26 protein-coding genes are annotated in these 24,260 nt (G+C 40.9%); 12 read left to right on the top strand and 14 right to left on the bottom strand.

Annotated elements, in window-relative coordinates:
- Position 1: 1 nt before the first annotated feature.
- The 6 genes from gspM (at position 2) to Q4575_RS13580 (ending at position 4,969) form a co-directional block, all read left to right on the top strand.
- A complete protein-coding gene (gspM, locus tag Q4575_RS13605) occupies positions 2–502 on the top strand; it encodes a type II secretion system protein GspM (protein WP_215964176.1) in 501 nt (166 codons plus the stop codon).
- Positions 502–1,239 carry a type II secretion system protein N gene (locus Q4575_RS13600; RefSeq protein WP_303523235.1) on the top strand — a complete coding sequence of 246 codons (738 nt, stop codon included), beginning with the start codon at positions 502–504 and terminating at the stop codon, positions 1,237–1,239. The genes gspM and Q4575_RS13600 overlap by 1 nt, the downstream gene beginning before the upstream one ends.
- 580 nt (positions 1,240–1,819) lie before the next feature.
- Positions 1,820–3,097, top strand: coding sequence for a glucose-1-phosphate adenylyltransferase (glgC, locus tag Q4575_RS13595; RefSeq protein WP_303523234.1), 1,278 nt, complete (start codon positions 1,820–1,822; stop codon positions 3,095–3,097).
- 106 nt (positions 3,098–3,203) lie between these two features.
- Positions 3,204–3,722, top strand: coding sequence for a DUF2878 domain-containing protein (locus Q4575_RS13590; protein WP_303523233.1), 519 nt, complete (start codon positions 3,204–3,206; stop codon positions 3,720–3,722).
- Positions 3,706–4,398: a chalcone isomerase family protein gene (locus Q4575_RS13585; protein ID WP_303523232.1), complete on the top strand. Its 693-nt coding sequence runs from the start codon at positions 3,706–3,708 to the stop codon at positions 4,396–4,398. The genes Q4575_RS13590 and Q4575_RS13585 overlap by 17 nt, the downstream gene beginning before the upstream one ends.
- A complete protein-coding gene (locus tag Q4575_RS13580; RefSeq protein WP_303523231.1) occupies positions 4,385–4,969 on the top strand; it encodes a DUF3833 domain-containing protein in 585 nt (194 codons plus the stop codon). Before Q4575_RS13585 ends, Q4575_RS13580 begins: the two co-directional genes overlap by 14 nt.
- Before the next feature lie 3 nt (positions 4,970–4,972).
- Here the strand turns inward: Q4575_RS13580 and yrfG are convergent, their stop codons facing one another.
- Positions 4,973–5,632 carry a GMP/IMP nucleotidase gene (gene yrfG, locus Q4575_RS13575; RefSeq protein WP_303523230.1) on the bottom strand — a complete coding sequence of 220 codons (660 nt, stop codon included), beginning with the start codon at positions 5,630–5,632 and terminating at the stop codon, positions 4,973–4,975.
- A 66-nt stretch (positions 5,633–5,698) separates the two neighbouring features.
- Between yrfG and nudE the strand changes: the two genes are divergently transcribed.
- Both nudE and cysQ read left to right on the top strand, forming a co-directional pair.
- Entirely contained in the window at positions 5,699–6,295 is a 597-nt protein-coding gene (gene nudE / locus Q4575_RS13570; RefSeq protein ID WP_215964182.1) for an ADP compounds hydrolase NudE, read from the top strand.
- An 84-nt stretch (positions 6,296–6,379) separates the two neighbouring features.
- Positions 6,380–7,210, top strand: coding sequence for a 3'(2'),5'-bisphosphate nucleotidase CysQ (gene cysQ, locus Q4575_RS13565; protein WP_256448322.1), 831 nt, complete (start codon positions 6,380–6,382; stop codon positions 7,208–7,210).
- 83 nt (positions 7,211–7,293) lie between these two features.
- Here the strand turns inward: cysQ and Q4575_RS13560 are convergent, their stop codons facing one another.
- Positions 7,294–8,130 (bottom strand): DUF2145 domain-containing protein, encoded by an 837-nt coding sequence (locus Q4575_RS13560; RefSeq protein WP_252736871.1) that lies wholly within the window; start codon positions 8,128–8,130, stop codon positions 7,294–7,296.
- Positions 8,131–8,209: 79 nt separating this feature from the next.
- Positions 8,210–8,551, bottom strand: a complete 342-nt coding sequence (locus Q4575_RS13555; RefSeq protein ID WP_303523229.1) for a hypothetical protein — start codon at positions 8,549–8,551, stop codon at positions 8,210–8,212.
- Between the two features lie 156 nt (positions 8,552–8,707).
- Between Q4575_RS13555 and Q4575_RS13550 the strand changes: the two genes are divergently transcribed.
- Both Q4575_RS13550 and Q4575_RS13545 read left to right on the top strand, forming a co-directional pair.
- Positions 8,708–9,451 (top strand): helix-turn-helix transcriptional regulator, encoded by a 744-nt coding sequence (locus tag Q4575_RS13550; RefSeq protein WP_272181257.1) that lies wholly within the window; start codon positions 8,708–8,710, stop codon positions 9,449–9,451.
- An 8-nt stretch (positions 9,452–9,459) separates the two neighbouring features.
- The gene (locus tag Q4575_RS13545; protein ID WP_303523228.1) at positions 9,460–10,863 is read left to right on the top strand and encodes a carboxylesterase; all 1,404 of its coding nucleotides are present in this window, start codon (positions 9,460–9,462) and stop codon (positions 10,861–10,863) included.
- Positions 10,864–10,971: 108 nt separating this feature from the next.
- Here Q4575_RS13545 and Q4575_RS13540 read toward each other — a convergent pair whose 3' ends face one another.
- The 9 genes from Q4575_RS13540 to Q4575_RS13500 form a co-directional block, all read right to left on the bottom strand.
- Positions 10,972–11,454, bottom strand: a complete 483-nt coding sequence (locus Q4575_RS13540) for a GNAT family N-acetyltransferase (protein ID WP_215961889.1) — start codon at positions 11,452–11,454, stop codon at positions 10,972–10,974.
- A gap of 70 nt (positions 11,455–11,524) precedes the next feature.
- The gene (locus Q4575_RS13535) at positions 11,525–11,746 is read right to left on the bottom strand and encodes a YheU family protein (protein ID WP_215961890.1); all 222 of its coding nucleotides are present in this window, start codon (positions 11,744–11,746) and stop codon (positions 11,525–11,527) included.
- Positions 11,743–12,771, bottom strand: coding sequence for a hydrolase (locus Q4575_RS13530; RefSeq protein WP_303523227.1), 1,029 nt, complete (start codon positions 12,769–12,771; stop codon positions 11,743–11,745). Before Q4575_RS13530 ends, Q4575_RS13535 begins: the two co-directional genes overlap by 4 nt.
- Positions 12,772–12,926: 155 nt before the next feature.
- Complete coding sequence (locus Q4575_RS13525) at positions 12,927–14,246, bottom strand: tetratricopeptide repeat protein (protein WP_303523226.1); 1,320 nt, start codon at positions 14,244–14,246, stop codon at positions 12,927–12,929.
- Between the two features lie 13 nt (positions 14,247–14,259).
- Positions 14,260–14,868, bottom strand: a complete 609-nt coding sequence (locus Q4575_RS13520; protein ID WP_215961980.1) for an energy transducer TonB — start codon at positions 14,866–14,868, stop codon at positions 14,260–14,262.
- An 11-nt stretch (positions 14,869–14,879) separates the two neighbouring features.
- Positions 14,880–15,290 carry a biopolymer transporter ExbD gene (locus Q4575_RS13515; RefSeq protein WP_215961892.1) on the bottom strand — a complete coding sequence of 137 codons (411 nt, stop codon included), beginning with the start codon at positions 15,288–15,290 and terminating at the stop codon, positions 14,880–14,882.
- Positions 15,291–15,309: 19 nt separating this feature from the next.
- The gene (locus Q4575_RS13510; protein WP_215961893.1) at positions 15,310–15,843 is read right to left on the bottom strand and encodes a MotA/TolQ/ExbB proton channel family protein; all 534 of its coding nucleotides are present in this window, start codon (positions 15,841–15,843) and stop codon (positions 15,310–15,312) included.
- Positions 15,844–15,853: 10 nt separating this feature from the next.
- On the bottom strand, positions 15,854–17,269 hold the full coding sequence (locus tag Q4575_RS13505; protein ID WP_272181264.1) for a MotA/TolQ/ExbB proton channel family protein: 1,416 nt from the start codon (positions 17,267–17,269) through the stop codon (positions 15,854–15,856).
- Positions 17,270–17,300: 31 nt separating this feature from the next.
- Positions 17,301–18,068, bottom strand: coding sequence for a DUF3450 domain-containing protein (locus Q4575_RS13500; protein ID WP_303523225.1), 768 nt, complete (start codon positions 18,066–18,068; stop codon positions 17,301–17,303).
- A gap of 251 nt (positions 18,069–18,319) precedes the next feature.
- On the opposite strand from Q4575_RS13500, the gene Q4575_RS13495 reads away from it, so the two are divergent.
- Entirely contained in the window at positions 18,320–20,083 is a 1,764-nt protein-coding gene (locus Q4575_RS13495; protein WP_303523224.1) for a bifunctional diguanylate cyclase/phosphodiesterase, read from the top strand.
- Positions 20,084–20,126: 43 nt separating this feature from the next.
- Here Q4575_RS13495 and Q4575_RS13490 read toward each other — a convergent pair whose 3' ends face one another.
- Positions 20,127–20,972 carry a LysR family transcriptional regulator gene (locus Q4575_RS13490; RefSeq protein WP_215961897.1) on the bottom strand — a complete coding sequence of 282 codons (846 nt, stop codon included), beginning with the start codon at positions 20,970–20,972 and terminating at the stop codon, positions 20,127–20,129.
- Between the two features lie 236 nt (positions 20,973–21,208).
- Between Q4575_RS13490 and Q4575_RS13485 the strand changes: the two genes are divergently transcribed.
- Entirely contained in the window at positions 21,209–22,177 is a 969-nt protein-coding gene (locus Q4575_RS13485; protein WP_303523223.1) for an HPP family protein, read from the top strand.
- A gap of 26 nt (positions 22,178–22,203) precedes the next feature.
- Here Q4575_RS13485 and Q4575_RS13480 read toward each other — a convergent pair whose 3' ends face one another.
- Positions 22,204–24,144, bottom strand: coding sequence for a methyl-accepting chemotaxis protein (locus Q4575_RS13480; RefSeq protein WP_303523222.1), 1,941 nt, complete (start codon positions 24,142–24,144; stop codon positions 22,204–22,206).
- Positions 24,145–24,260 lie beyond the last annotated feature (116 nt).

The following is a 24,260-nucleotide window of genomic DNA, read 5'->3' as shown; positions in this document are numbered from 1 at the left end:
TATGAGTCAGTTATCTGAATTACGAAACAAAATATCTGCTTATTACCAAACCAAAAATGACAGTGAACAAAAACTGTTACTAGCATTGGCTATCTTTTTACCTCTGTTTGCTTTGTATTCGATTATTAGCACAGTGAATACGGGTTTAGAGCAGTCAACGCAAAAGCTTGAGAAACAAATTGAGTTAAACGACTGGGCAGCCGAGCAAATTAATATTATAGAGTCGGCAAAAGGCGGTGGCGTTGCTAAAACGAGCCAAAGCTCAATTACACAACTTATTAATGCCTCTGCGCGTAAGCACGGAGTCACTATATCTCGCTTGCAGCCGCAAAAAACAGATACGGTTAGAGTGGGTATCGAAGAAGTCGGATTTAACAAATTTGTGACTTGGTTAACAGAGTTACAAAATCGACATGGCATTGCCGTGGAGAGCATCGACTTCTCACGTTCAGATGTAGATGGGCGGGTAAAAATACGCCGTCTTGATTTGGGGCGCAGTTAATGTCGATGATTAAAGCCGTTATCCTATTTTTTATCTTTCTGATTGTACTAGTGTTGATCAAAATGCCAGTGTCACTGATTGCCGAACGTTTTGACTTACCAAAAGGTATCGCATACGAGCAAATGAGCGGCACGGTATGGCAAGGAAAAATTAAACGCCTTCAGGTCGAGGGTGAAGTATTAAACAAAGTAGAATGGCAGGTATCGCCATTAAAGCTGCTTCTAGCGCAGGTAGAAGTGAAATTTAAGTTTGGTCCGGTGCGTGACGTCTCGCAATACAGCGGTAAGGGAACGGTCTCGTATTCGATGTCTGGCTTGAAAGTCACTCGTTCAGTCATTCGTTTACCGGCATCGAGTCTAAAAAAATATTCACCAATACCTATTGCTAATGTTGGTGGCAGAGTTATTTTAGACATAATCGACTATCAATATTCCTCAGCACTTTGCGATACATTGGATGGGGAATTGGTCTGGTCTAAATCTGAAATCGACTTTGGTGGCCCGATTGCATTTGGTACGATTGCCGCAGAGTTAGCCTGTGAGGAAAATAACGTCACGGTTAAGTTTAATGGCCAAAATCGACTCGGATTGGAAGGGCAGGCATTAATTGAATCCACAACAAAGTTCGGTTTTGACGGTTACTTAAAACCTGACGCCACATTACCAAAAGCGGTACACAATGGTTTGTCCATGTTTGGTAAACCCGATGTTAAAGGTAAATATAAAATAGTTCTTTAATACATTATTGAGCTGGTCACAGATGCAAGGTTTGTGATCAGCTTGATGAATCAAAAATAATTCACCTCACCACGATAAATAAACTTAATTGGTCCATTTCACTTTTATACATGAGCTGTATGATTTTAAGGCAGTAATGCACCAAAACGGTTAGCAACATCTACGTATTAAGTTTTCTCTGTTTTAAAAAATCGATATTAATCAATAAAATTTCCTCTAATTTTTAGACTGACGGTTTATTAATCAAATGTGTGTTTTGTTCAAAATATAGTGAGGCCAGAACACGTGAAATTAATTTAACTTAAAATTCAATCGGTTGTGAAATTTTGAGCGTCGCAGGATAGAACAGTTTTTAATCATTTTTTTAGTTATAACCAATCAACTGGTGCGATGACTGATTATGCATAAAATTATTCTTTGTATGTAACACAGAATACACTTAGTTTAGGTATGTTAATTGAATTCGTATTCATTGCTGAAATTAATTTATCTGTAATAACGAGTAGGGAATGTGCATTAATTATTAAGTGCAATTCATGATGTCATTCGTTGTTTAATCATGACAAAAAAAGGAAAAACAATGGCAAATCCCCCAGGGCGTTACGTAAGCGCACTAACAAAAGATACTATGGCATTGGTTTTGGCTGGTGGACGTGGGAGTCGCTTAGAAGAACTGACTGAGTGGCGTGCAAAACCTTCGGTCTATTTTGGCGGAAAATTTCGCATAATTGACTTCCCCTTATCCAACTGTGTCAATTCTGGTATTCGACAAATCGGTGTATTAACTCAATACAAAGCTCATTCTCTCATTCGCCACTTGGTTAACGGCTGGAGCCACTTTAAACGTGAATTTGGCGAAACGGTTGAAATCATGCCGGCGTCACAACGTTATTCAGAAAATTGGTACTTAGGTACAGCAGACGCGATTTATCAAAATATCGATATTATTAGAGGCATGCGTCCTAAATACATTTTGATATTGTCTGGTGATCACATTTATAAAATGGATTACGGACCAATGATTGCTCAACATGTTGAGTCAGAAGCAAAGATGACTGTAAGTTGTATTGAAACGACGGTTGAAGAAGCAGCTGGCGCATTTGGCGTAATGAAAGTAAATGAAGACTATCGCGTTGTCGACTTTCAAGAAAAACCTGCTGAGCCTGCTGAAATCCCAGGAAAACCAGGATTTACGCTAGCCTCGATGGGGAACTACGTATTTGATGCGAACTTCCTACTTGATCTAGTAGAGGCGGATGCTAAAAACCCTGACTCTACGCATGATTTTGGTAACGATATTATTCCTTCAATCATTGCGGCTGAAAAAGTTTTTGCTTATGGCTTTAGAGCGCCAAGTAAGGATGAGAAAGCCTATTGGCGAGATGTTGGTACATTAGATTCTTTCTGGGAAGCAAACATGGAAATGATTGCAACTACCCCAGCATTAAATCTGTACGATCAGGACTGGCCGATTTGGACTTACCAAGCGCAATTACCGTCAGCTAAGTTTGTATTTAATGACGAAGACAAAAAAGGTATGGCATTAGAATCAGTGGTTTCAGCTGGTTGCATAATTTCAGGCGCAGTTGTTACACGTTCTTTGCTATTTTCAAACGTAAAAGTTGAAGTTCACTCTGAAGTTGAAGATTCAGTTATTTTGCCGAGTGTTACAATTGAAGCGAATTGTAAGATTAAAAAAGCGATAATCGACCGTGGTTGTATTATTCCTGAAGGCTCAGTGATTGGTTATGATCATGATGCAGACAGAGCTGCGGGCTACCGAGTTACAAATAAGGGTGTGGTTCTAATTACCCGCTCTATGCAAGGATTGCCGCACGGTTATTCTTTCGAAGATTAAATTTCCGCAAAAAAAGTAAAAACGCGACTTCAATAAACAGTCGCGTTTTTTGATCCTATTAAACTTATCCTCCGTACTACCTACTAACTGCGGTTAGAGGTGTTCGATGTTCAATATTATTTGGTTTCAAGTTAATTGGTTTGGGTTGATTGCGTATCAGACGTACTTTGTGCCTATTTCAATTTTGTCCATTTGCCTGCATCTGTATTTAAATAAAGCCTATCGTCGAGCTGACATTAAACTGGCACTGATTGTCACTGCAAGTGGCTGTATCATTGAAACCTTGATGATCCAATTAGGGATTATTTCCTTTGACCAATTTGCATTATTGCCAGGTTTTTTGCCATTTTGGTTAGTTGTTCTTTGGACCTGTTTTGCGTTAACGCTTAACCATTCAATGAAATTTTTCGCTAAACATCCGCTGCTCGCTGTCATTTGTGGTTCTTTGTTTGGGCCTCTGAGTTACTTAGCTGGGATCGAGTTTGGCGCGGCAACGTCACAGGTTAAGCCGTTTTTATTGTTCTTAAGTTATTCATTTGTTTGGGGGCTGTCATTTGGGTTGTTCACCCGTTTGATTGTCGACCATTCTACGCGACAGGGAGGCCGTTATGCCTCATCTCTATAATAGTAAGCGATTGCACATGGTTACTAAGTATCCCCACAAAACGGCGGCTCGATGGTTATATATCACTTTGTTGACGTTTGTTAGTGGTGCACTTGCGACTCAAAGTAATGGATCACCAATTGCACAGCTAACATTGGGACAAAACACTGTTTCAACTAACGCAAATAGCGCCAATATCGAATCGAATAGGACAAATAATACGGTCGACGCAAGACCTCTTAAATTGGTAGGTAAGGGGCGGTTTAAATTTGCATTTTGGTCAATTTATGACGCAGCGTTGTACACACAAAATGGTAAATACATAGACGGCGATAACGATAACTACCGTGAAAATTTACCTCTGTATCTCAAACTAACCTATCTACGAGATATTGAAAAACAGGACCTCGTTGACAATACGTTTGATCAGTGGCGCAAACAAAAACTAAACCCCGAAGACATGGCGAAGTTTCGTGATGTGCTGTTAGACATTTGGCCAAATGTTAGCGCGTCAGACAGTTTAGCAATTGAAGTTAACAGCAAGGGCAGTCTGTTTTATTTTAATGACCAACCAATAGGACCTCAACTAACAACAGAGTTTGGGACATTTTTTACCGGAATATGGTTGGCAAAAAACTCCACTGAACCGACATTGCGGCAACAACTAATAGGAAGTCAGAATAATGAAACAAATTAATAAAACCCTAATGGCGACAATGATTGCTGGTTCTATAGCGCTGATAGGCGGGTGTTCCACTGATATTGGTGAATACAAGACAACAGCGGGAAACTTTCAGTTAGAAACCTATTTTAATGGCCCAGTTGTGGCGTGGGGTATGATCCAAGATTATACCAACAAGGTGAACCGTAGATTTTGTGTTGAGTTAGAAGGACAGTGGCAACAGGTAAATAACCAATCAAATGGCCAACTTAATGAATGGTTTTATTTTGACGACGGGGAAGTCAGTCAACGGATTTGGAACTTAACCAAAACGCAGAACAATCAATATAGCGGAACTGCGAATGATGTTGTTGGCGTGGCGTCGGGACAAACATCGGGGTTTGCTTTTCAATGGCAATACAACCTCAGCTTAGACATTGACGGTTCAAGTTATGAATTCTTTTTAGATGATTGGATGTATCAACTGGATGAGTATCGCGTTTTTAATCGCACCTCTATGCGTAAATTTGGAGTTGAAGTGGCAGAAATAACGTTGTTTTTTGACAAGCAACAGCCACTTCGTTCATGCAATAAAGAAGTAATTTAGTGATCAGATAATGTCGTTAATCAAATTTCTAAAATCACTGGTATTTACGAAGTCATCAATATTCACTGGTGGCTTTTTACTGTCCGGATTCGAAACCGCTAGCAGGTGTTTGATACCAAATTGCTCGGCAGCCTGCAAAATTCTTGCGGAATCGTCGACAAATAAAGTGCGTGACGGATCAAAGTCTAAATGGGCGTGCAACTGGGTCCATAAATGTTGGCTTTCTTTACTTGCGCCAAATTGATGACAAGAAATTAATTCATCAATATGAGAATCAAGCTGAGTTTTTTCGATTTTTAAACTTAACGAATCTGGATGTGCATTGGTGACCAAAACCACTCGTTTTCCTGCGGCTTTTAACGCGTCTAAAAATGGCACGGTATCTTCTCGCAATTGAATTAGGTGACTAATTTCACGCTTGAGTTGGACGATCGGCAGATCAAGTTCCTTTTGCCAATAATCAAGGCAATACCACTCTAATTGACCAAACACAGCATCGTTCTGTTTTTTAAGTTCAGTTTTTGCTTGAGCAAGCGGGATATTGTGTTTTATCGCATAGGCTTTCGGGGTGTGTTCCATCCAAAAGTGATTGTCAAAATGTAGGTCCAGCAACGTGCCGTCCATATCCAATAAAACAGTTTCAATTTGTGACCAATTAAGCATAGATTTCTGGCGTCGAGTCGTTATAGTTAAAGAAGTTAATTACGCAATAGTAGCAGAAGGCAAACGATGTCAGGTAAGACATTTGAAAATAAATCGACAACACAACTAGGCTCACTAACCTTGCCTCATGTGCACGAAACAAAACTGGTGGCGGAAAGTCGATTATTTAAAATCGAACAAGTTGAACTCACTTTTAGTAACGGGGAACATCGGTTCTACGAGCGAATGAAAAGCTCGGGACGCGGTGCTGTGATGGTTGTCCCTATGGTGAACGAGGAGCAGTTTATTTTAGTCAGTGAATATGCCGCGGGCATTCACAGTTACGAACTTGGTTTTCCAAAAGGATTAATCGACCCTGGGGAAACACCAGAAGAAGCTGCTAACCGAGAATTGAAAGAAGAAATCGGGTTTGGTGCAAAACGCTTAGTTAAATTGAAAACCCTTTCGATAGCTCCAAGTTACTTTAATTCAGAAATGCATATCTTTATTGCGTTTGATTTATATCCAGAAACGCTGCCTGGCGATGAGCCAGAACCGCTTGTTTTGTCACACTGGCAACTGCAGGACAGCGATGAATTAATGGATAGAGAAGATTTCTCTGAAGCTCGAAGCGTGACAGCTTTGTTCTTAGCAAGACAATTTTTAACTAAGGTTAGACCTTAGTGCAATATAGAATTCAAGTTTATGCGTGATAATATACAAGTTATCGGCTACTTTTAAATTGACGCAATTGTTCAGGACAATAAATTGGAATTTACCTTACCCCAGCTAGCTCATCTATCTATCGACATCGCTACTTCTGCAGGCGAAGCTATTATGGACTTTTTTGTTAAAGGCGACTTTGAAGAATTTAGTAAAGATGATGAGTCACCAGTAACAAGTGCCGACTACGCTGCCAATGAAATTGTCATGGCGGCGCTTACAACTTTGACGCCTGACATCCCTATTATGTCAGAAGAAACTGAGCACCTTGCTTTAAAAGACCGAAAAGACTGGCAGCTTTATTGGCTAGTCGATCCCTTAGACGGCACCCAGGAATTTGTAGCCGGTCGATCAGACTTTGCGGTAAATATTGCTCTGATAAAAAATGGCCAGCCGGTATTGGGTGTGGTTCATGTGCCTGTGACAAAAACAACATATTGGGCATGTAAAGGTCATGGCACATTCAAAATTCAAAATGGTGAAAGCCAGAAAATAAAAGCCAAACCGATAAATCGTGAAGAACCTTATTTACGCGTTGCGATCAGCCGAGTCCAAACGCTCGATACGATTACAAAGTACATTAAGCCAGATATTCCAATTGAATTTGTGTCGTTAGGCAGTTGTGCGCTTAAGTCATGTTTAGTTGCTGAAGGTACCGCCGATATTTATATTCGAGTTGGGCCAACGGGTGAATGGGATACCGGTGCGCCACAAATTATCGTAGAAGAAGCGGGTGGTTGTATTATCGACTCAGAATTTGGTGAATTAACGTATAACTTACGTGAGTCATTCTTAAACCCTGATTTTATGGTGACATCAGATTCAAAGTTCGATTGGACTAGCGTTATTGTCCCGCATGTATCTCGGAGAGATTAATAAGTAGTGCTAACCGCAAAAATCTTCTTAATACAAAAAACGCTCAATATTAGATTGAGCGTTTTTGTTTTTGAATCATAAACCTATATATGCTTAGTCTCTAATAATGACCCAGTCGCTTTATTAAAAACTAACGTGTATCTACCGTCTTCAAGACCAAACTCAGTTAAATAATTTCCTATGGTTGTAAATGTCGTCGTCTGCTTTTTTCTACCGTGATCTGACGTTCTAACCCCATCTACAAATAAATTGCCTAGAGCTAATTTAAGTGGTGATATTTTAAGGCGTTGCGGTTCAAAGTAATTTTTGATGCTTTGTTTTACGACCTTCATATCGTCCGTTTGATAAATTGCCGCGTTAAGTACGTTTAATGTATGTTCCGTGCAATTTTGATATTTGTTGTTAAACGGATTCGCGATTAACGAGTATTTGGGGTTGTGCAATGTTACGTGATAATTTTTCTGTATTGCTTGAATTAATCGAGTTTGTATTTCTTCCGACGGAATAATAATCCCTGACTTTAGTTCGTGAACTCCCCAGAAAAAATCGGCGGGATAGTCCATGACTATCTGGCTGCGTTTTGCATCACCTGCGTTTTGATAAAGATTATAAATAGCATACCCATTTGCCTTTGTTCCATCGTCTAAGCTGATCTCTGAATAAATGGCAATCGCCGTGTGGGTAAACTCAATGCCGTTAGGTAGACTGCTTTGAGCTTGCCCTAAGCGAGATAATATAAAAGCTCGAGCGTGTTTTTTGGCGGCAAATTTTTCAACTTGCTTGGCAAAAGAGATTATATCTTCCGATTTATGCACCGCCGGTTTGCCTTGTTGGCTTCCTGCCTGGACAAAAGGTGATGACATTAAAAGCACGAGCGTCATTATTGAAGCTTGCAAAAGTTGGCGAATTTTCATGTTCATGTTGTATTCCTTGTCGGGTGCTTAGCACCCATATCGTTAGTTCAACTGTTCAAAATGAGAATCGGAAGTGTGACAGGATTTATTGTTGCTTAATTCGTTCTGCTGGATTGCGTTCAACTGTGATTGTGATCTCAGTGATTTCCAGAGGTTTTGTTCTATCCACAGCCTGAGGTTTAGCGGCAGAAACATTGTCCATCAGCGATTCGCCAGCAGCTAACGCAACAGATCCAACACTACCTACTGCTAGAAGGGGAACGGCAACTACGGCACTGGCTACCTGGGCACCTGAAGCAGTAGCATGACCTACGGCTAACACAGAATGTTTACTGGCGGCACTGCCATTTTCAGATGGTCCTTTGGCGAAAGCTGTTGTGCTCAACGATGCAAATAAAATAGTGATTAAAGTAGTTTTAATATTCATTTGGTCTTTCCTTGTTTATTGGATAAAAATTTTGTTAATGACTTGTTGAAAGCGAGTTCAATGTAGGCAGTCGTATTAAACTTGTAAACCAAGTTGCTTGATGTATAAGATTAAGTGACTTAAAGTATTGTAAAACTATACTTTTGGGTGATATTCGTGAGTCAAATATTGCAAGTAACCGAAACATTGAAGGTTTTGCTTAAGCAAAAAAACTTAACGTATAGAGAGATTGCTGAACATTTGTCGATGAGTGAGGCAAATATCAAACGTATTTTTGCAAACCGCAGTTTTTCATTGGACCGGCTGGAGCAAATTTGCAACTTTATTGATATAAATCTGTCGGATTTGTTTGTATTGTCAGACAAACAACAGCAAACTCTAAGTCAGCTTTCATTGGAGCAAGAGCAGGAATTAATTGATAACCCAAAATTGTTGCTAGTTGCTGTATGCGTACGTGACGGTTGGAGCTTTGATGAAATCATCAGTCACTACGAAATAGATAAGTTTGAATGCATAAGATTAATGGCTAAACTGGATAAAATTAAACTGATCCAATTGTTGCCAAATAATCATTATAAATTGTTAATCGCACAGGATTTTCGCTGGATAAAACACGGCCCTTTAGAATCCTTTATGGAAAAAGAAGTGTTAAGTCGCTTTATGGCCAGCAAGTTTGACGACGATGATAGTTTTCGTTTTTACTTAAGAGGGCGTTATTCTCAGTCATCTGTGGATGTGATTAAACGAAAACTAAATCTATTAACAAAAGAAGCGGCGATATTAAATCAAGAAGATGCAACATTGCCGTTAGACAAGCGGAAACATATGGGGTTATTGTTTGCCATGCGCCCTTGGGAACCGTCTCTTTTTGAACAGTTTAGAAGAAAAATAATAAATTAAGGAAAAGCATGTTAGCTAGGATTTCTATGATGGCCATTGTTATGGCTATTTTGTTGAGCACCTTCCAGGGAGTTAGCGCTAAAAGTTTACCAACAAACTTAAATTGCGAAACAATTAATGATGATATTAATTTAATCGAGCAACTTGAAGAGAGTGGAGAGCTACGCCGACTTAAAATTTCCCCTCAAGAGCTTAAGTTTGATTTTAAAGGTGATCGTCCTTATTCCGAATATCTCAAATTTGCCCGCAACCAAATTGTATTAAATAATCCGAAAGGCGAAATGTTGTGCCCAATCCAAACCACAACAAGTCAACTCCTATATCCTGACCTAGACCAAGACCTGCAACTCGTCGCCGATCTTGTTGCGCCATTTCAATTAGACGCCGAACCAACAACCGATATTACGGCGGCAAAAACGGGTGTCTTACTTATTCATGGTCTTACTGACTCACCTTATTTATTTCATGATTTAGCTTTTGAATACCACAAAATGGGGCTTACAGTTCGAACCTTATTGCTACCAGGACATGGCACCGCACCAGAGGCGCTTATCAAGGTATCCGAGAGAGAATGGCGACAGGCGACCCAGTACGCCATGAAGCAAATGTTAAGCGATTTTGATAATGTGATCTTAGGTGGGTTTTCTACTGGTGGTGCATTAATCATTGATCAATTAATGCACACAAAATGGACTAGTACGGAACTCGCCCAAATTAAAGGTGTGATGATGTGGTCACCCGCAAGTAAAGCTAATTCAGATTTTGCCTGGGCTGCAAAGTACATAGATTACGTCCCCTATTTGGATTATATCAATACGGGCGCTGACATCGACTTTGCAAAATACGAGTCGTTTCCTTTTAATGCAGCCGCTCAAGTACATAAATTAATGAAACGCATTAATGGTGACGGTAAAGAAATTAAATTTATTCCAGATGTACCACTTTTTGTCGTTGCCAGCGAAGTTGACCAAACTATAGATACTAAACGGACTTTGGCTATTTTAAATAAATGGCATAAGGCCAATACCAGAACGACTCAAAACGAAGATACCTTGATTTATTACGGTCATTGGAAAAAGCTCGATAATGTCAGCCAAAGCGTCAATATCCATATCCCAGAGTGTGGTCCACAGTTATTGTGCAGCAAGGTGCTAGGCATTTCCCACAATGGCGTACCTAACTCACCTAAAAATCCCCATTATGGTTTGAACGGTAACTACAAATACTGTGAGCATCATTTTGGTGACGAAACTTATAATGCTTGTAAAACCATGCCGGTAGCGCCTATTGGTGAAATCACCTCTGCTAATTTAGATCAAAACCCGGTGCTTAGACGCTTAACGTTTAATCCGTATTTTGACCATATGGCAGATAAAATGAATGACTTTGTCAAAGCCGCTTTAGAAAATTAGAAAACCAATGGGGTCAGTGTCGCTGATCGGGATATCAAAGGATCGATAGCACGGACCAGCGGGGTCAGAGTTGCTGATTTAAATCATACACCCGACCGTTCATATGAATTAGATGGTTTTTTCTATATGGGCATTAATCGATTTAGTCATGTAGTGAATATTCACCATAGGCATTGATTCGGGGTATACCGTATGAACAAATCCCAGCTTTTGGTACGCTGATACCGCTGGTGGGTTATCTGTCATGACAAATAACGACGCCTTGTCTAATGCTAATTTATCTTTGCCTAGGGCAATGAGGCCGTTAACGAGAGCATTGATATGGCCTCTGCCGCGGAACTGTGGATTGATAATCAGTCGCGCCAAATGAATATGCCCTAAACGCTCGTAATACTGACCAAAACCAATAAATTTTTTATCCTGAATTAAGCTATAGCTTGCGATTGAATCTAGTTTTAAATCTTCGACAAAACTGTCTGTGGTAAACGGGATTCTAAAGTTGGGACCAGACCATAAGGTAAGTGCCTCCATTGTCGGAAACCAGGTCATTAGTGTAGCCAAATGATCTTGAGTAGGTGGTATCAACTTCATTTAATCGCCTTTAGTATCAAGATTTATCTGCTGTTTGGTATAGCTTCGTCTTACAGCTTTTTATGTAAGTTTATTCGGCTTTAAACGTGTCTGCTTGCATTAAATTAATGGACTCATGTAATTCCGAAAATACTATAACGATAGACTCGGATTTTATCTGGTTTAAAACATCCTGTTTTTTAGCTGCAAATGACTTTTCCTGTTCGCCATAATCGGTGCCTTCACGCAGTACAAAAGATTCTATAATTCCATCGAGTGCGTCGTCACTGAGGTTTTGCCATGGGATGATCATTTAGGTGTCGCTATGAGTGATTGAATAAATTCGACAGTTCGTGTTTCTGCCCAAAATTCAGGGTTGAACGGGTTGTTGCCCGCTAAAAATCCAACGTGCCCACCGTGATGGCTCACTTCTAACGTTACGTAGTCAGACAACATATCTGTTGTTGGGATAACCTCTTTGGTCATAAATGGATCGTCTTCAGCATGAATTATTAATGTCGGCGTTTGACAGCTTTTTAAAAACTGGTTGCCACTCGCTTTTTGATAATAATCTTGACCACTTTCAAAACCATTAAGTGGCGCCGTTATTTTTTCATCAAACTCAACTAAGGTTTTAATGTTTTTTACATCGTCGATTTTCAATTTAATTGGAAACGAGTCTTGTAAATAGTCGATTTTTTTACAGGTACTGTTAACCAGTTTATCCACTAAATACTTCTCGTAAACGGTCGCAAAACCATGTCCGATAGCGTCTGCACAGATAGCGAGGTCAAGCGGTGCTGAAATTACCACTGCACCTTCAAGGTGGCTGTTTTCGTTTTCACCAACATATTTAGTTAATACATTACCACCAAGTGAAAAACCGACAGCATAAATTGGATTGTTCGGAAATCGCTGTTTTAAGTATTGAATAAATTCGGCGACATCAGTCGTTTGGCCAGAATGGTACGTTTGCGCTTTACGATTTGTTTGGTTGCCGCAACCACGGAAGTGCATTAACACTGAGGTCCACTTGTTATTGTACAACGCATTCATCATGCGCTTTGCATAAAAGCTGTCTATGGAGCCTTCTAAACCGTGGAGAACCAAAACGATGGGTTGCTCTGGTTCAATATCATTGGTATGTCGGCTCCATGATATTTCCACAAAGTCGCCATCGGAGAGGTCAAACTGATTATGCCAAACTCTAAAATCACAAGGGACCGGATATAATCTCGGTACGATTGTTTGCAAATGACGATTTTTGAGCCACCAAGCAGGTTTGAATTTCGACTTAATCTGTAAGTCCGACTGTTTTGTTAGTGAATTTATTGACATAGACCCCTCAAAGTAATGTGTAGATCTGAGGTCTAAGTACAGGTTTTTCAAGCTTGAGAAAGCCACTTGTTGTGACAATTTTTGATGAAATAAAACGGCGAGCTGATGAAGTATCAGCCCGCCGTCTTTAAAACGCTAATTGTGGAGTATAAAAATTACAAACTTGCCGCTAATTGACGTGCATTGTTTTGTTCACGTTCGACAAATTTAAGCCATTGCTGAGCCATTTTTTTTGCATTTTTATACGCTTTAGCCTGTTCAAATGCCTGCAATGCTTGGTCAAATTGCTTTAAGTTAAAATTTGCCATTCCAAGGGCTAAATAGAGATTACCTGGGTTGTCCAATTTACCTCTTTTAGCTGCGGCCTTTGCTGCGACCACGGTTTCTTCAAAACGACCTTGTTGTAACCGGATCTCAGCAATCTGCTGACTCGCCACGCCGGTATCAGAGATATCCGCCAATGTTTGATAAGTCGCTACGGCTTTGTCGTATTCTTTTGCACCGACATATGACTGCGCTAAGAAGCTTAATGTTTTGTCATCTTTGTTTAGCGCGCCAAGTTCAAATCCTTTTTCGATAACCTGAGCGGCTTTAAACGGCAGTCCATTTAAATAATATACCTGCGATAAATTTCTTAAATCAGAACGTTTAGTGACATATCCTTGCTGGAAAGCTGCTTCTAATACCGCAAGTTGCTTGCCTTCTTCACCGATTTCACCGTACATACCACCGAGTTGTAACCAGTATTCAGGCTTGTTAAATAAACGCACCATGTTTTCTAAAACGGCTGCTACTTTTGCCGGTTGTTTCAGTTCAAAATAAACGGCACGTTGCAATACGTACCAACTTTCTTCTGCTAAAAACCCATCGGCGACTTGTAACTCAATTGCTTGGTCGATATGACCTGCTGCCGCGCTGTAATCTTTTTGTTGATAAGTTGCCTGTGCTTTTAGGACATAGTTTTTAACTGGGATCTTACCGCCATCAACTTGTTCCCATTGCTCAAGATATTGCAGAGTCTTGTCGTACTTGCCGCTAGCCATTGCAAGTTGTGATAAAGAGAACAGAGTGCCTTTTTCTAATGACTCTGGGATCGGGTTTTGTTTCACAACTTGTTCAAATGACGCAAGTGCTTCATCTACGCGTTCAGCGTTGTAATAGATAAAACCATAAAAATTAAACATCATGGCTTTTTCGTAGCTGTTAAGGCTCGATGATTTTGATTTAACTTGGTCTAGAACTTCTAAGCCTTCAGCCACATTGCCTTTGTCAGCCAACTCCTGCGCCCGGGCCAATTGACTATAAACACGAGCGCCTAAAGCGGGGGTTCTACGGCGCTTTTTTTCAACGCTACTATCTGTGCTTTTGTCAGCAGCAAACGCGCTTGCAACTTGGATGTTTGGCAAGATGTCCGTCAAGCCTGTTGAGAGCAAAATGCTGCTCGCAATAATGGAATAAGATAACCAGTTTTTCATTTTCAATTTCCTACTAACCGTTCATTTCAAACGTAATGCGGTTTTGAACCCCAGAAACTTCAGTTGCTTCACCGTTTACGACACGAGGTTTGTATTTGAATTTAAGTGCAGCGTCCATTGCTGCTCGGTCAAACAAGCCTTCAGGCTGTGCTTCAATTACGATTGGACGCCTGACCGCACCGGTTTTGTCTACGGTAAACTCAACAATAACGTAACCCTCAATACCGCGCTGTAATGCACGTCTTGGGTACACAGGTGCAACTTTTACGATAGGTAAATATTCGCCGTCCCCAGACTCTAGTGCAAGGCCGCCATCGAGTGAAATGTCGGCAGAAATATCAGCGCCAAAATCAAAACTAGATTGGTTGGCATCTGCTGTTTGCGGCGACATTTGTGGCTGTTCCATTGGCGGAGGCGGCTCTTCCGGAGTTGGTGGTTTTTTCGGTTTACGTTCTTTTTTCTGAACGGACTCTTCCTGTTTGAGCCTAACAAAATCAAGAACATTACCCTGGGCCGGCTCAGTTAAAGCCGAACCACCTGATTTGATAAGGGCCTGCATGCCAAATAACAAACCTAAAGTGATAACGGCTGCGATGGCGAAGGCAATAATAAGGCGTTGCAACATAGTAATACCTATTGGTCTTGTGCTGCGATGGAAACATCAAACGCACCAGCGGCACGTGACGCATCCATAACTTTAATTAATGTATCTGTCGTCGACTTTTTATCAGCTTGAATAACAACTGACCCCTGAGGGTTCTCAGCTTTCAAACGCTCGATGTTGGCTTGTACTGCACGGATATCAACACGACGTTTGTTTATCCAAATTTCGCCTTTATCTGAAATTGCGACCAGGATATTTGCTCGTTCTTTCTTAACTGCAGTTGCGGCTTCAGGGCGGTTGACGTCAATACCCGCTTCTTTAACAAACGATGCGGTGACGATAAAAAAGATCAGCATGATAAAAACAACGTCTAACATAGGGGTTAAATCGATTGCTTCGTTTTCTTCTTCTGCAAGTAAGTTCGCTAATGGCGCTCTCATGATGTTTCCTTAAACTTGGTTAGTGTTGGATTTCCAACTCTAACGAGTCTTCTAATATTTCGATTTCACGTTTTGCTTTTCGTTGTAAATAACTATTTGCAAATACGCCTGAAAGCGCGCCAACCATGCCAGCCATTGTTGGGATCGTCGCTTTTGATACTCCACCGGCCATCGAGCGAACGTTACCGCCGCCACTGATTGCCATAACATCAAATACTTCAATCATCCCCGTTACGGTTCCGAGTAGTCCCATTAACGGGCAAAGTGCAACAAACGTTGTGATTAACGTTAAGTTTTGATCGAGTTTTAATTTTGCTCTTGCGACAAATGCCTGACGAATTTGCTCAGCATTCCAAGAAGCGCGCTCTGCACGCGCTTGCCAGTTGCTGATTAATGATTTTTTCATTTTTTTATGACCAGTGAAGCCATAAATCAATCTTTCCAAAATCATTAACCACATTACAAATATCATCACAGCAATGGCGCTTAATATGATGCCGCCGGAGTCTAAAAACTCTCTGATGGCCTCTAAACCTTCTGTGAAAAACAACACGCCGGTCTCCTTACGCTACTTGACTAGCGTTGGCTTTTTTAATTTCTTGGCGACGGCCAAGTTGTTCTTCAGCACGCTCTGCAATAATGCCTGCGCTTTGTTCTTGAATAGTGAACAAAATGTTTTTGCTGCGTGTATTTAACATGCTCGATAACACTACCGTTGGAATGGCTACAACTAGACCTAAAACGGTTGTCATTAGGGCTGTAGAAATACCACCTGCCATAAGTTTCGGGTCACCGGCACCAAACAATGTAATTGCTTGGAACGTCTTAATCATCCCGGTAACCGTACCAAGTAGACCAAGTAGCGGTGCAACAACCGATACAATCTTGATCAATGTTAAGTTACGCGTAATCTTTGGCATTTCTCTGAGCATGGCTTCAGAAAGTTTCAGTTCTAGCGTCTCGTAGGCTACGTTAGGGAATTGTTGATTTACTTTTAGGACGCGGCCTAATGGGTTGTTGTCGCTGAGTTCTTTAGATTTCAGCTGACGTTTCACTTTTTGACCGATAATGGTAAGAGCGACAAAACGTTCAAAGGCAATTAAGAAAGCGATAATACCGACAACGATAATGATGTAACCAACTGTACCGCCCTGTTCAACACGTTCTTGTGTGTTTGGTGCTTGTACTAATAGACCTAAAATTGAACCACCTGTAGGGTCTAGGGCAAATGGAACAACGTCGTTAGTTGATGTTTGAAGCTCCTGAGCGTTATCTAAAAAACGACCAGAAGGTTGACGAATCAGCTCGGCAACAGTGCCCGTTGTTGGGTTTAAATCTAAATATTTACCGTCGGCGACAAGTGAAAATGAACCAATACGCAGAACTTCTTTATTTACTTTGTTGCCGTTGGCTTCTACAACGTCTGTTGTAAAACGAGCTACTTTGCCTTGTTCTGTCATTTCACGCTGTAGTTCGAACCAAACTTGCTCGATTTCTGCAATTGACGCTAAGTTAGAGCTGCCGCCCATGCTTTGGGCTAGTTCTTCGAAGAACACATCACGGCCTGGATATTGAGCCGACACGTTAGATAATTTAAATTTGCCTGCGGTATCACCAGAGACTTGTTGTAAAACGCCAAACAGTTCTTTTAAAGAACCCATGCGTTTGTTTAACGCTTCTGATAAGTCAGCTAATTTAAATTCGTTGTTTTCGAATTGTGTTTCTAACTTCTCAGAAGTTTTAATCGCATTGTTACGACGTGTAGTTGACTCGTTAAGCAATTTAACTTGTTCTGTTTTTTGAGATAGGAAACGTTGCTCACGGCTTTTATTTTCCTGTGACTGAGCAAGTTGACCTTGCTCTAAACGTTGTAATAACTCGTCTAAGTTAAGTGGTTTGGCTTCGTCGGCCGCAAACACTGAACATGCAAAACCAGTTGCGATGATTGCTGTTAAAGCGGGTTTAATAAACTTAATCATTTTTGTTAACCTTTAAATTCAGTGTCTGGGCTTATGGCGCGGCTTTGATTGGCATAACTAACAGGTCTGGGGCGAGTTGTTTTTTCGCCATACGCAGTCCTTTAGTAATGTGCATGCGATAGTCATCGCCAAGGTTTTGCCAAGATTGAGTTTCGTTATCCCAACGTCCTGCAACTGAACCATCACGAGTTTGATACATAAGAGCAACACGCCCGATACGTAAAAAATCAACATCGCGTTGTTGACCATTCACATCGATGATGCCGGCGTAGGCTTCGATTGAACGTCCGTAGGCAACTTCAACTTGGTAAGCTTCTAATACGCGGCGAAATTTTTCAGAAACAGCAACGTCTGCGCGTTCCATCATAGTGTTTAAGCCGGAAATTCGGTTTGCGCGTTCTTCAGGTAAAAACGGCACGTCTAATTCTACAAACTGCGCTAACCCGTCAATCATGCGGATCATCAAAGGCGTGATTTGCCGTTCAATAACAGAGACTTGGTCAATATCTAAGTTGAGCTTTTTCATCTCAGCTAACTGATTGTTGATTTGCTTCTGTAGTTGATTGTTGTAAACGTCCAAACCTTCGATTTCTTTATTTACAGTTTGATACTGCTGAAATTTCGATTGTGTTTGTTCTGTTAATTTATCAATTTTAGCCTGTGACGTTGAAGCAGATGCAGTGATTTCACCGCTCTTTTCAATCACAGGTTGAAGTTCGTCTGCCTCAGCTAGGCTAGGCGTAATAACGCATGCAGCAATAATTGCTGAGCTGACTAAGTGTGTTGCAAATTTTTTCATTAAATATGACCCCATAGAAACAATGAGCGTCATTCTAGATAGGTAATGTGTCAGTTCTGCTACACAAATATTAAAGCTATGTGACAAAGGTTGTGGAATTGTGACAACGAAATAAAAATGCCGTCTTGTCACATTTTGATCATCTAATACATTTAACTTAGCGCCATTCCGTTGGTCAATAGAGAAGTATCAGACCGTACTGGTCATCATATAAAATTTATATGAAAAACAGGTTACGGCTGAGTTAAGTAATGATGATGTATCCAAAAGAATATAAATTACTGTTGCAGGAATTGATAAATGAGCAAAACCTGCAAATTGTTTTTCAGCCGATATTTGACGTTATTGGCCAAGAACCAATGGGTTATGAAGCATTAACGCGCGGCCCTGTTTCTCATCCACTGCAGTTTCCTAATGTATTGTTTGAAGTGGCTCATGCATTTGGACTATTGTCCGAGTTAGAGCTTTTATGCCGCAGACTCGCATTTAAACGATTTGCTGAATTAGAACTTGCTGGCAAACTATTTATTAATGTAAGCCCGCATACAATTGAACAAAAGTCACATCCCCATGGCGAAACCATAAAGTTACTTCAGCAATTTGGGATCAAACCTGAAAAGTTAGTGATTGAAGTTACAGAGCGTTTTGAAGCTACTGATCCGTCTTTATTAAAAGACAGTTTGCAGCATTATCGGAACATGGGACTGCAAATTGCGATAGACGATTTAGGAACTGGCCACTCTGGATTAAAACAGTGGGCAGAGCTACGCCCAGATATAGTCAAGATTGACAGGTACTTTATTAGTGATTGCCATAACAACATTGTTAAGCGCGAATTATTACGAACCATTTTTGAAATGGGTAAAGCGACAGGGGTGAGTATTATTGCTGAAGGTATTGAACAGCATGATGAATATATACTGTTAAAAAACTTAGGCATGCAATACGCGCAGGGCTTCTTATTAGCTAAACCGAATGTTTCACCGCAGACCACATTCCCAAGCCAGTTAATACAATGTGTTGTTGGGAAAACAGAAGTCGCAGGGTTTGATACTGAGCAATTTGAAATAGGTAACCTAGTTAAACCTGTTATGCCTGTCAAAGCTGACCGTAAATGCATCGAAGTTTATAAGACTTTTAAAAGTGACGATAACCAACTTTGTGTTGCAGTCGTAGACGAGTACAACCAACCAATTGGTTTAGTATATCGTGATCAATTGGCTGAGTTATTTTCAAGCGATTTTGGTCGCGCATTATACGAACGCAAAGACATCGACATGGTGATGAATCCAGTAATGTTTTCGGTTGAAATTGGCTCGCCAATAGATGAGATTAGTAAGTACATTACCGATAACGACGCGTTTGATAAACGTCCTGAATTTATTGTAGTAAACAAAGGCAAATATGTTGGCTTGGCTAATGTTAGGTCCTTGTTAAAAAAAATGACGGAGGAAAAAATCAAACATGCGCAACACGCCAACCCGCTCACAATGTTGCCTGGCAATGTGGTTATCCAGCAACGTATCAACCATTTATTGAGCTACAATATTCCTTTTTCCATGGCGTACTTTGATTTAGATTATTTCAAACCCTTTAATGACATTTATGGGTACGCCGCAGGAGACAACGTCATTAAGCTGGTTGCCGATATTTTGTCGGAGATCTGCCGAGAGCATTTTGTTGGTCATGTCGGAGGCGACGATTTTGTCGTTATTTTTCAGTCCGGCGATTGTAAAGAGCACTGTCTTAACGTTTTAGAATGTTTTAATCAGCGGATAAGTCATTATTTTCAACCCGAGCATTTGATCCAGCGCGGCTATATGGCAAAAGACCGCGAAGGTAACGAACGCCGTTTTCCTCTATTAGATTTATCCTGTGGTGTTATAAGTCCGGATGTTGAGCTTATGGATACCCACCATGAAGTGTCGTTGTTAGCATCGGAAGCCAAAAAACAGTCGAAACAGGTTTCCTCTGGCATTGTCTATTTGCAAACGACAGAGGTAAGAACGGCATAGGCAGTAGCTTTAGTAAACTGATAAATGCCAGTGGGTTATGGCTTTACATCACCCAAGGTTCATCAGTGTCCAGGCTGATTTTTAAGCTGCTGATAACATTTTTTAATGTGCTCGTTGTTTGACCAGCCCGATAAATCACATAAATCGGATATGAAAACTCCGGTGAGTTAGGAACCATTTCTAATTGACCGGAACGTAAATAGGTTTCAACAACCCGAGTTCTAAAGTAACCATTGCCACCGCGGCTTAACATAAATTTTAATGCAAGTGGCCCTAAATTAAAGCTCAGTGCAGCTTGGCGAGGAACGGGCAGGGCGGCGTCAAACTTGTTTTTAAAATCGGCGCCCCAGTCGATAAATAGATTGGGTAATGCCGACTCAGTTGAACGTACATGCACTAACTTTTCTTCGGCGACTTGTTCTACCGTCAGGCCCGAATAATAGTTTGGTTGATGCACAACTATGGCGTCTAAGTTCCCAAGTTGCAGTTGTTCAACTAATTTTTCGGTCGCCGCCACTTCAGTGTGTGCAGTTATCGACGGGTGTTGGTGTGTGAGTTGGTTTAGCCAGTTTACGACAATAGGATTCCACAAGCTTATATCGGCACCAATGTGTACAGATTCACTCAGGTTTATCGGCAGTCGTAATTGTGCCTGGGCATTTTCCCAGGTTTGCACTAAAGCCAATGCGTATTTAGCAAATACCTCACCTTCCCGGGTAAGCTTGGCACCGGAACGATTGCGAACAAATAAGGTGCAACAAAGTTGCGCTTCCAAACTCCTAACCCTTGATGTAACAGCGGTTTGAGTGATATTGAGTTTCTGAGCGGCCTCGATAAAAGTGCCTGTGCCCATGATCGCTAAAAATGTCTTGGCGAGTGAAATATCCATTAGTATCAATATTTTTCATATTAAAGATGTTTAATATTCGTTATACAAACACATTTGCATCTTTTAGTCTCCTCCAATTGCAAATTTGGAGCATGTTTTGAGAACGTTTGTTATATCGAAGCAGGATTGGAACGAAGGTCGTTTTAATTGTGGTGGGATAAAAACAACGATGTTTGTTATCCCTTTGATGAAGTCATATTTGGCATTAAACCGTTTTGTATTTTGGTTACGGCATAATGGCTGAGTCTCAAAAATCAAATCGTAGAGTTAACTCGCCTCAAGTTTACGCAACTTTTTTAAAGCTCATAGGCTTTGAAAGCAGTAAAACCACATTTGCTGAAAAACTCATTTCTGGGGTCGGGGCAACTTTTGGGATCTATTTCTGCTTTGTCTTATCTCAAATCTATTTGCCCAGCGATTACTCATCTATTTTACTAACGGCAATGGGCGCAACTTCAGTGCTTATTTTTGCGTTACCCCACGGCGCATTATCGCAACCATGGAGCGTATTTGGCGGTCATCTTATTTCCACAGGGTGTGGCTTTTTAGCTTTTAGTATTGTGCCTGATGTACAACTGGCAAGTGCACTTGCGGTCGGGCTAGCGGTGTTTTCAATGTACATATCAAAGTGCCTTCACCCGCCCGGTGGCGCAACAGCCTTGTATATTGTGTTGACTGCTCACAGTGCCCAGGGTTTTGTTCTGTGGGATTTTGTTAACGTTGTGTTGATTAACATCGGCGTATTAGTGTTATTTGCAGTCGTGTTTAACAACTTGTTTCATTGGCGTCGCTACCCAGCTTATTTAACGTTTCATCACGCGGAAGTGCCAGATAATAAACAACATCTTAGTCACGAAGATTTTAATGCAGCGCTACTGCAACTCGACTCGTTTGTGGATGTTAGCACCGATGAGTTAATCACCATTTGTGAGCTGGCTTTGGAGCATGCGAAACATGCCCAGGGTGGAGATGACATTTTAATTACCCCAGCTTGTTTTTATAGCAACGCCGGTCTGGGCATGGCGTGGGATGTTCGAGAAGTCATTCGGGTGACCAAAACAGATGTGGTCTATCGATCAGCGACCAACAAAGCTGAACCAATAAACCGTTGTCATCTAACAGAGTTTAAACGTTGGGCAAAATACGAGGTTGAATTTGAACATAACGCATGGCTCAAGAAACAACGATTAAAAGCCGTTTCTTGAGGCAACTTCATTCGCTTCTTGTTGCCTTATTTATTCAAAAACGTGGCGGTTATCTTATTGGCTTGTTCCGTCACCGACCCCTGCACCTGAACGACTTGTTGCTTGGCTGTGGTAACGGTTTCTGTTACTTGAGACATTAACCGCTCGAACTCATTAAAGTCATTTTGTTGTTGTTGCGCACAACTTAAGGTTTGCTCGGCAACATCCGAAGATGTTTGCGCTTTGTGGCGCACTTCGTCAGTAGTTTCAATTAATGACTGAGCAATATGTGTTTGTTGCTCTGCGGCCGTCGATATTTGCTGGAAATTATGTTGTAGGTGGTCACTATGGGCTGTTAACTCATTCAGGATATCACTTGTGTTGTCGAGTGATTCTTGGGTTTTCATTGCGAGCTTTCTTACTTCGTCGGCAACAACCGAGAATCCGCGACCATGTTCGCCGGCTCTGGCAGATTCAATTGCAGCGTTAAGCGCCAGCAAGTTAGTTTGGCCAGCGATGTTTTTGATCACATCCATAACCTCTTGCACGCTAACAATACTATTGATGAGTTGCTCTAACTTAGCGTAGCTGGTTTTGACTTGTTGTGCCGTTGATTGGCTTGCAGCTAACATTTGGTCAGCACCCTCGCGGCCTATAACCATTGCCTTTGAAGTGTCTTGCGCGTTTTGTTCAACATCTTTGGCGAGTTCGTTTAATCGATTGTTGATATGCGACAAATTAGCTAAAACGGCTTGTGTTTCAGAAACCTTATTTCCGGTTTCGTCTGTTGCCTGTGCAATTTCTTCGGTTTGCTCGATTAGTGAGTTTAGCGCATCTGAAACAACAACCATTTGTTCAGACTTTTGTTCTGCTTCTTGCTTTTGCATCGTTAGCAATTGGTCAAATGAACGGGCAATTTCACCAAATTCAGAATTTGCATCGCTATTAATCGCCACCATTTCACCCGTATTTACCAACTTATCAAACGCATCTCGTAGCGCTCTTAGCGGTTTCAATACTAAGGTATGTTGGACAAGGTAATTACCACCAACAATCAAGGTCGTTGCCAACATCATGATAGTGGTTAGAACCGTGACAAACTGATAAGTGTTTTGCTTTTGCTGAGTTATGTGGATAGCAACTTGTTCAGTTATTTGCTCAAGCTTATTTATGTCGGTTTTAATTTCGGCTAGCGACAACAAGCGGTTATCTATGGTCTTAGTCGTATTTTGGAGCTCTTTTGGGTAGCGATTTACAACGCTTCTGAGCGTGCTTATAAACTCTTCCGCGATGTCAGTTTTGTCATCGTCATCATCAAAAAAGTCTAAGCCGTCGTCTTCTGATTCGGCAAATACGCCTAAAAGGCCGATGTTTGACAGTTCGTTATTCAATTGCGTTAAATTGGCGAGCGATCTGTCGATATTTAATTTAAAAGCGTCATCACCGGATGCCACAAAAAACAAGCGATAATGGGATAACTGCTGCGACTCATATAAAAACGAAGCAGCTAGGTGCAGTAGTTTTTTTGCGACTTTAGGGTCATTGTCAAAATTTAGACTGGCGTAATCGGCCAAGCTATCTGCAGCACCAAATAATTCTCTTTCTGCATTATCGAGCAGTGCATTTTCATTGCCGCCTAACTTACCGAGTGCACGGTATTTTCCAGCCATTTTCTGTTGAATATTGGAAAGTTCAGAGGTTAATAGCTTAGTCGTCTCAAGATCGAAATTTTCGGTTTTTATTTGAGTTTTTATTTGTTCTACAAACGAGTCCGCATCGCTCAGTAAGAGCGCGTCACCTGAATTTAAGTACATTTGTATCGTGCGATAAAGCCGAATGTTAATGTCTTGATAAACTTGACGGTAGCTCGAGTCGTTAACATCCGCTTGCACCAATCTTTGTTTAGCCCAGAACAGGATTAAGGTTAATGCTAAAACAACAGTAAAGATGGTGAACGAACTGGTACGAACTATGGTTGAAATTCTCATTTAAAAACACAAATCTAAGAAAATATGGCGACATACTATTTTAGAAATGTGTCAGTTAAATGACATTGTAAGATAAATCCGCAAACTAGCATTAATGCTGAGTTTTAGAGAACATA

Origin of the sequence: Psychrosphaera sp. 1_MG-2023, from assembly GCF_030548245.1 — a bacterium.
Classification (GTDB): Bacteria; Pseudomonadota; Gammaproteobacteria; order Enterobacterales; family Alteromonadaceae; genus Psychrosphaera; species Psychrosphaera algicola.
Note: the sequence above shows the minus strand (reverse complement) of the source record. Positions and strands in the feature narration are given on the sequence as shown.